General features: G+C 67.4%; 9 protein-coding genes. All 9 read left to right on the top strand.

Features of this window, described 5'->3' with window-relative positions; genetic code table 11:
* A partial coding sequence (locus AC5JLB_RS10490) for a Bug family tripartite tricarboxylate transporter substrate binding protein (RefSeq protein ID WP_495873779.1) occupies positions 1 to 517 on the top strand: 517 nt, incomplete at its 5' end.
* A 61-nt stretch (positions 518 to 578) separates the two neighbouring features.
* Entirely contained in the window at positions 579 to 1,046 is a 468-nt protein-coding gene (locus AC5JLB_RS10485) for a tripartite tricarboxylate transporter TctB family protein (RefSeq protein WP_495873778.1), read from the top strand.
* 9 nt (positions 1,047 to 1,055) lie between these two features.
* Positions 1,056 to 2,555, top strand: coding sequence for a tripartite tricarboxylate transporter permease (locus AC5JLB_RS10480; RefSeq protein WP_495873777.1), 1,500 nt, complete (start codon positions 1,056 to 1,058; stop codon positions 2,553 to 2,555).
* A 64-nt stretch (positions 2,556 to 2,619) separates the two neighbouring features.
* Entirely contained in the window at positions 2,620 to 3,654 is a 1,035-nt protein-coding gene (locus AC5JLB_RS10475) for an AbrB family transcriptional regulator (RefSeq protein WP_495873776.1), read from the top strand.
* Between the two features lie 145 nt (positions 3,655 to 3,799).
* Positions 3,800 to 4,549 carry a TerC family protein gene (locus AC5JLB_RS10470; protein ID WP_495873775.1) on the top strand — a complete coding sequence of 250 codons (750 nt, stop codon included), beginning with the start codon at positions 3,800 to 3,802 and terminating at the stop codon, positions 4,547 to 4,549.
* A gap of 47 nt (positions 4,550 to 4,596) precedes the next feature.
* Positions 4,597 to 4,884 (top strand): hypothetical protein, encoded by a 288-nt coding sequence (locus AC5JLB_RS10465; protein ID WP_495873774.1) that lies wholly within the window; start codon positions 4,597 to 4,599, stop codon positions 4,882 to 4,884.
* Positions 4,885 to 5,455: 571 nt separating this feature from the next.
* The gene (locus tag AC5JLB_RS10460) at positions 5,456 to 5,644 is read left to right on the top strand and encodes a DsbA family protein (RefSeq protein ID WP_495873773.1); all 189 of its coding nucleotides are present in this window, start codon (positions 5,456 to 5,458) and stop codon (positions 5,642 to 5,644) included.
* A gap of 702 nt (positions 5,645 to 6,346) precedes the next feature.
* The gene (locus AC5JLB_RS10455; RefSeq protein WP_495873772.1) at positions 6,347 to 6,559 is read left to right on the top strand and encodes a hypothetical protein; all 213 of its coding nucleotides are present in this window, start codon (positions 6,347 to 6,349) and stop codon (positions 6,557 to 6,559) included.
* Positions 6,560 to 6,940: 381 nt separating this feature from the next.
* Positions 6,941 to 7,345, top strand: coding sequence for an SDR family NAD(P)-dependent oxidoreductase (locus AC5JLB_RS10450; protein WP_495873771.1), 405 nt, complete (start codon positions 6,941 to 6,943; stop codon positions 7,343 to 7,345).
* The last annotated feature ends 61 nt before the right edge of the window (positions 7,346 to 7,406 follow it).

Raw genomic sequence — 7,406 nt, 5'->3', positions numbered from 1 at the left:
TTGGGCCGGCGGCTCGGCGGGCGGCGCGGATCACATGCTGGCCGCCCTCATCACCGAGGCCGCGGGCGCGGACCCGGCGCAGGTGAACTACATCGCCTACTCAGGCGGCGGCGAGGCCCTTGCCGCCATGCTGGGCGGGCAGGTGAGCGCGGGGATCTCGGGCTACGGCGAATGGCAGTCCCAGATCGAGTCGGGCGACCTGCGCGCCCTGGCCATTTCCTATCCCGAGCCCATCGAAGGCATCGAGGCGCAGCCGCTCAAGGACCAGGGCGTTGACGTGGAGCTGGTGAACTGGCGTGGCGTCTTCGCGGGGCCCGACATCTCGGAGGAGGACGAGGCGCGGCTCTCGACCGCATTCGAGCAGATGGTCGCCTCGCCCGAGTGGCAGGAGATCCTGACCGCCCGTGGCTGGACCGACTACCACCTGCCGGCCGATGAGTTCGCGGCCTTCCTGGCCACCGAGACCGAACGGGTCGGCGGCATCCTCCAGGCCCTTGGCCTGGCCGGGCAAGGCTGATCCGAGAGGACGCGTGCGGAGCGGCGCCGTCCGCTCCGCACCCAGGGAGGAGGTCCAGTCCATGTCCACCACCCGGCCGACCAGCCGGCCTTACCTGATCATCGGCCTCCTCCTGCTGGCCGTTGCCGCAGTGACCGCCTGGGACGCTAGCACGATGCGCATCACGGCCAACTACGGAGTGGGGGCGGACGCCGGCTCGTATCTCGTTGCCCTGATGCTCTGCGGCCTGGCCCTAGGGCATTTCGTCGCGGCATTCTGGGGCCGCGGAATGGCGGTCGACGAGGTCGACTACAAGGCCGTGGGATGGGTGGGCCTCGCCCTCGCGAGCCTCGTCGCGGCGGTCGCGGCGGGGGCCGGGTTCATCCTGGGGACGACCCTCCTCTTCGCCTTCACGGCGCGGGCCTTCGGTCGCCGGGCCTTGCTCGCGGACCTCGTGATCGGGGCGGTGCTGGGGCTCCTCGTCTACCTTCTTTTCCACGGACTCCTGACCCTCGCGTTGCCCGAAGGGCCGCTCGAGCGGCTCCTCTGAGGGCGGCGCATGGAAACCCTGTACCTCCTCGCGGACGGCTTCCAGTCGGCCCTGACGCTATCCAACCTCGTCTTCGCCGCCCTTGGCGTGTTCATCGGGACCGCCGTGGGGGTGCTGCCGGGCATCGGCCCGGCGCTCACGGTCGCGCTGCTCCTGCCGGTGACCTTCAAGCTGGACCCCGGCGGCTCCCTCATCATGTTCGCGGGCATCTACTACGGCGGCATGTACGGCGGCTCGACCCCGGCTATCCTGCTTACCCCCCCGGGCGAGGCTGCGCCGGTCGTGACAGCGCTCGAGGGCAACAAGATGGCCCGCGCGGGCCGGGGCGGGCCGGCACTTGCTACAGCGGCCATCGGCTCCTTCGTCGCGGCGCTGGTGGCCACCATCGGCCTCGCCTACCTGTCGCCGCTCCTCGTGAAGGTCGCGGTGAAGTTCGGGCCGTGGGACTACTTCGGCCTGATGCTGCTGGCCTTCGTGACCGTCTCGGCCACCTTCGGGGACTCGCCCCTGAAAGGTCTCACGAGTCTGGCCTTCGGGCTCTGGCTCGGCCTGATCGGGATTGACCAGCTCACCGGGCAGGCCCGCCTGACCTTCGGGGTGCCCCAACTGCTCGACGGGGTGGAGGTGACGACGCTGGCCGTCGGGCTGTTCGCCATCGGCGAGACTCTGTCGGTCGCTTCACGGCACCTGTTCAGCCCCGAGAAGCCCATCCCGGTGAAAGGCTCCCTTTGGATGACGCGCGACGACTGGAGGCGGTCCTTCATGCCCTGGGTTCGGGGAACGCTGATCGGCTTCCCCATCGGGGCGCTTCCGGCAGGAGGGGCGGAGGTGCCGACCTTCCTCAGCTACAACATCGAGCAGAAGCTCTCCCGACGCCCCGAGGAGTTCGGCACCGGCGCCATCGAGGGCGTGGCCGGGCCCGAGGCCGCCAACAACGCCTCTGCGGCCGGCACGCTGGTCCCGCTCCTCACGCTCGGCCTGCCGACATCGGCGACGGCCGCCGTGATGCTGGCCGGGTTCCAGCAATACAACATCCAGCCCGGTCCACTGCTCTTCGCCCAACACGCCGATCTCGTCTGGGCGCTGGTGGCGAGCCTGTTCATCGCCAATGTCATGCTCCTGGTGCTCAATCTGCCGCTCGTGGGCCTTTGGGTGAAGCTCCTCGAGATTCCGCTGCCATGGCTCTATGCGGGCATCCTGGTTTTCGCGGCGATGGGCACCATCGCGGCCAACCCCTCGGTGGTCGAGCTCCTGCTCCTGATCGGGTTCGGGATCATGGGCTTCCTGATGCGGCAGTACGGCTATCCCATCGCCCCGGCCATCGTCGGGCTGATCCTCGGCCCGACTGCCGACAGCCAGCTCCGCCGGGCGCTTCAGATCAGCCAGGGCGACCCAATGGTGCTCTTTCAACATCCGAGCTCCGCGATCCTGATCGGGCTCGCCGTGATCGCCCTCCTCCTGCCCTTTGTGTTCAAAGGGCTGGCAAAGATGGGCAAGGACGAGGACTGAGGAGTTGCGCGTTGGGGTCGTCCCGCTCGAACCCCAGCGCGCCTTCTCATCTGGGGCGAGGTCTGTGACTCTGAGTGCCCGCTGGCTTCGCCGCGTTCTGACGCTGGCCGTCGCATTCGCCGGTCTGGCGGTTGCCCTCTCGGCCGGCCTGCCGCTCCCATTCCTCTTCGGGCCGATGCTGGCCTGCTTGGCGGCCGCGCTCCTTGGCGCGCCGCTACAGGGGCACGGGGTTGCCACGAACCTCGCGCGCACCGTACTCGGCGTCGCGATCGGGGCCTCCGTCACGCCCGCGCTGCTGGCGCAGCTGCCTTCGATGGGGCTGTCGCTGGCCATCGTGCCATTGTACGTCGCGCTGATCGGCCTTGTCGGCGTGCCGTTCTTCCGGCGGGTCTGCGGCTTCGATCCGGTCACCTCCTTCTTTGCCGCCATGCCGGGAGGCGCCACCGACATGGTCCTCTTCGGCAAGGACGCCGGTGGGGACGTCCGCACCCTGAGCCTCATCCATGCCACCCGAGTGGCTGTCATCGTCACCCTGGCGCCGATCCTGCTCTCGTCGATCTACGGCACCCGGCTCGACCGGCCTCTGGGCGAGGCGGCCGCCGGCCTGCCACTCCCCGAGATGGCGCTTATGGCCGCCGCCGCCCTAATAGGCTGGCGGTTGGGCGAGAGGCTCGGCCTGTTTGGGGCCTCCATCCTCGGTCCCCTGATCCTGACCTTGGCCCTGTCGCTCCTTGGGCTGATCCACACCCGCCCCCCTCGGGAGGCGCTCCAGGCGGCTCAGTTCCTGATCGGCATCGGGATCGGCGTCCACTATGTCGGCGTGACCTGGCGCGAACTCAGGCGCACCGTCGGGTTCAGCGTCCTGTTCATGCTGATGCTCGCGATTCTGGCGGGCGCCGTCGCCGAGGCGGTGGTGCTCCTGGGCCTGGCCCCGCCCATGGAGGCCTTCCTGGCCTTCGCTCCGGGCGGTCAGGCCGAGATGACCATCCTCGCGATCGTCGCAGGGGCCGAGCTGGGCTTCGTCGTCCCCCACCACATCGCGCGAATCGTCTTGATCATCCTCGGCGCGCCGCTCGTTCTGCGGATGCTCAGGAAATGAGCTCATGATGACGGATGCAGGCCTTTTCTTGCTTGTCAAAATCGGACATGACCCGGGCCTGATCGCGGAAGGCTGCTCCGCAACCTCGTACCTGCCCACCTTCGGCCCTGTTCAAGGCGACGGCTGAACACTCAAGAGGAAGCTCATGGAAATCTTCACCGGCGAGGCTCTCTCCGCCCTACTTCAGGTCATCATGATCGACCTCGTGCTGGCGGGCGACAATGCCATCGTCATTGGCTTGGCGGCGGCGGGATTGCCAAAGGAGCAGAGGAATCGCGCCATCCTCGTCGGCATCATTGCGGCCACTGTACTGCGCATCATCTTTGCGCTCATCACCACCACGCTCCTGGCCATCACCGGGCTCCTGCTTGCGGGCGGCATTCTTCTCCTGTGGGTCTGCTGGAAGATGTGGCGCGAACTGCGCGCGGGCCACGCGGCCGAGGAGCAGGCGGCCGAGGAGGCGCTGGAAGGCCGCGACCTGAACGCCGACGGCAGCGTCGCGGGTGGCGTGCCGCGCAAGTCCTTTGCCCAGGCAGCGGTACAGATCATCATCGCCGACGTGTCCATGTCGCTCGACAACGTGCTCGCCGTGGCGGGCGCCGCTCACGGGCACCCCTCGGTGCTCATCATCGGCCTGGTGCTCTCCATTGCGCTGATGGGCCTTGCCTCCACCTTCATCGCCCGCATCATCCACCGCTTCCGTTGGATCGCCTATGTGGGCCTTCTGGTGATCCTCTACGTGTCGCTCGAGATGATCTATGAGGGCTACCACGAGCTCCGCTACGGTCGTGAAGCGATCCATGCAGAGGAAGTGGTGGAAGGTGCCGACGATGCCGTCGGAGGTGCGGACGAGGGCACTGGCCCAACGACAGAGGAAGAACCCGCCGGCCAATGACGGCAAGCGATCTACCTTAGAAGACAGGGAGCCCATCAGGGCTCCGCATGACCCTGACGCAAGGAAGACGCTGCCGCCATACCGGCGGGCACCAAGCCTCTGGCGACTGTGTCGGGGTCTCGCTGATACTGTGGACGGATTGGCGGGCTGGATTGTGCCGTCCGCAGTCGGGCGGGGACTGTGGCGGTGGACGGCATGAGGGTCCACCGTCTTGTCAGGTTCAACGACGAGAGTTCGCTACTTGCCACGCCCATGCGGGGCCGACACATCGTCAAGCAGCGTCACGTGGAGGACTGGCACCTGAGCCGGAACGCCTTACTCGAGAAGGTCACTGAAGAGATCTGCGCCATTGCCGCTCCGTAGACGGAAGGACCACCACAGGCGGTCGAGCCAGACGGCCACCGCGGGAGACGATGCTCCCACCGTACTCCTTGGTCAGGCGCGGTGAATGGCAGCGAAGGAAGCCGCTTCGATGCCCAACCTGTCCAGATCTCGGGCATCCGGCATCCTGCCACGCTCCATGGCGCCGGCTGCTCGGCTCGCGCGGAAGACGAGGTCCAAGGCATTCAGGATATCGCGGGAGAGGGACGACATGCGCATAAGCATCTTCAGCACTCCAAGGAGACGGGCTCCTGCCCATCGTGCTGAACGAGAGATATGTGCTACGCCGCCGGCCAATAAGCTGGGCGGACTGCAAGTCCGCCATGCGGCGAGCGCAGAGTCTGATGGGTGGAGCAAGGCCTCGGCCGAGAACGAGACGAGTCGCGGCCGGGCACGCATCTTGTCTGCCGGGTCGGCGCCCAGTCGGACTAGGTGCCTCGCTCGGTCCCGTGCTACGCTCCGGGCGGGGCTTGGCAGCCATCGAGACTGCGGAGGAACCCTAGGACCCGCACGAGGTCAGCGACGATGAGCGACATCGACTTCTGGTTCTCGATCGGTAGCACCTACACCTACCTATCGTTGATGCGCCTCCCGTCGGTCCAGCAGCAGCTCGGCGTCTGCTTCCGATGGCGACCCTTCAACGTCCGCGCCATCATGCGGGAGATGGACAACATTCCCTTCGCCAATGAGCCGGTCAAGGCCGCCTACCTTTAGCGTGACGTGGCGCGCCGGGCCGAGCTCCACGGGCACGCGCCGCGGCTGCCGCCCCCTTATGCGCTGGCCGATCTGGGACGGGCCAACCGAGTTGCGGTCATCGGAGAGGGTGAGGGCTGGTGCGAAGCCTACGTGAGGGCCAGCTATCGGCAATGGTTCGAGGAGGGACTGCCGGCCGGCAGCGAGCCTAACCTGGGCCGCAGCATCGCAGAGGCAGGGCAGGACCCTGCGACCGTGCTGGCCCGCGCTGACGGGACCGAAGGGCAGGAGAGGCTCCTGGCGGCCACGGATGAGGCCTGACGCCTCAACATCTTCGGCGCCCCGTCCTTCGTGGTCGAAGGTGAGCTCTTCTGGGGCGACGACAGGCTCGAGGAGGCGCTGCGGTGGGCGAAGGCCGCAAACCTCACGCCGGGTGGCCGGTCGGCATCCCCGATGGAAACCGCGGAAGGGCTGCGTACTCGACCACCTGAATGACATCGACGGAGAAAACCCGAGGCCCAGGGATGGGCCATGGCGGGGACCGTGGGGGCCTTCGGCCATGAAAGGCGAAACCGAGCCTGGCGTGGCTCGCTCCGGTCTGGCGCTGGGTGGGCGCCGCACCAACGAGCCGTTCCGTTCCTTGCTGACCAGGGCGCAGCGGCGCTTAATCTTCGCCGCCCCGATCAGTATATTCGTTCCACGGAAGTGCTGGGGAGACTGCAGATGCCTGGGCTCGGCGAGACTGAAATCGAGATGGCTGAGCGTCACATCCGCGAAGGCGAGGAGCACGTGGCACACCAGCTCGACATCCTGGCCCGCCTTCCGCCGTCGGGAGAACTGACGGAGATCGCCCGGAAGTCGCTCGCCGACTCGGAGGAGAACCTGGCGGCACACCGCGCGCGCTTGGCCCATCTCCTAGACCGATCGTCGGCCTGAACCTGACTAGCCAAGGGTCGAGATGGCCGCGCCTGACGGGAGAGTCTGACGCTAGGCCAGCTTCCCTTCCCTCGCGATGCCGGGTCCCTTGGATCCGGCTCACCTCGCTGCGGAAGGTCCCGAGGACATGGCCGCGTCCTGCGCGGGAAACCTGATCTCGACGACGTAAATTGGGGCGGGACCGCTTCAGGGCCGGACTGGCCGGCCGTTGTACCCCTGGCCGCGGAACCCTTGCGCCCGGAGACGCTTCCGCTACCTGGTCCGAGGACCCTGACAACATGACGCTGACGCCCGTGTCCGACGAATGACCTCCTGGTCCAGGCGTGGAAGCTAGCATGTACCAGAAACGCTTCAGGGTGGATGGCGAGGTAACCGTGATCATTGGGGGAGACCGCGGGATCGGTCCGACCTGCGCCGAGGCGCTCGGCGAGGCGGGCGCGCCTGGTCATCGTGGAGCCAGACGAGACGGTGGCTCAGGACCCGGCCAGTCACTTGGCAGGCCTGGGCTTCGCGGCACGGGGCTTGGCCGGTGACGTCACCCGCTCGGATCGGATGGAGGAGATCGCGGATGACGTGGCGGGGCAGGGGACGGCCGCGTCGATCCTCGTCAACAATGCCGGAATCGGGCAGAGCGGCATTCGGTCCGAGGACGCGAGCGCTGCGGACTGGCTCCGTATAATGGACCTAAGTGTGAACGGGGTCTTTCGGTGCTCGCGCGCCTTCGGACGACATATGATCCGCGCACGTCGGGGCGCGGAACCGGCACAAGTGACAATGACGTCCTGAAGTTCCGTCGGCGGCATGGGTGTGGCGCCATGGCTAGGCGGTGGCTCTTCCTTGTCCGTAA

The sequence above is a fragment of the Myxacorys chilensis genome (genome assembly GCF_059505265.1).
The sequence above is the reverse complement of the archived record's forward strand: the minus strand, read 5'-3'. Positions and strand labels throughout refer to the sequence as shown.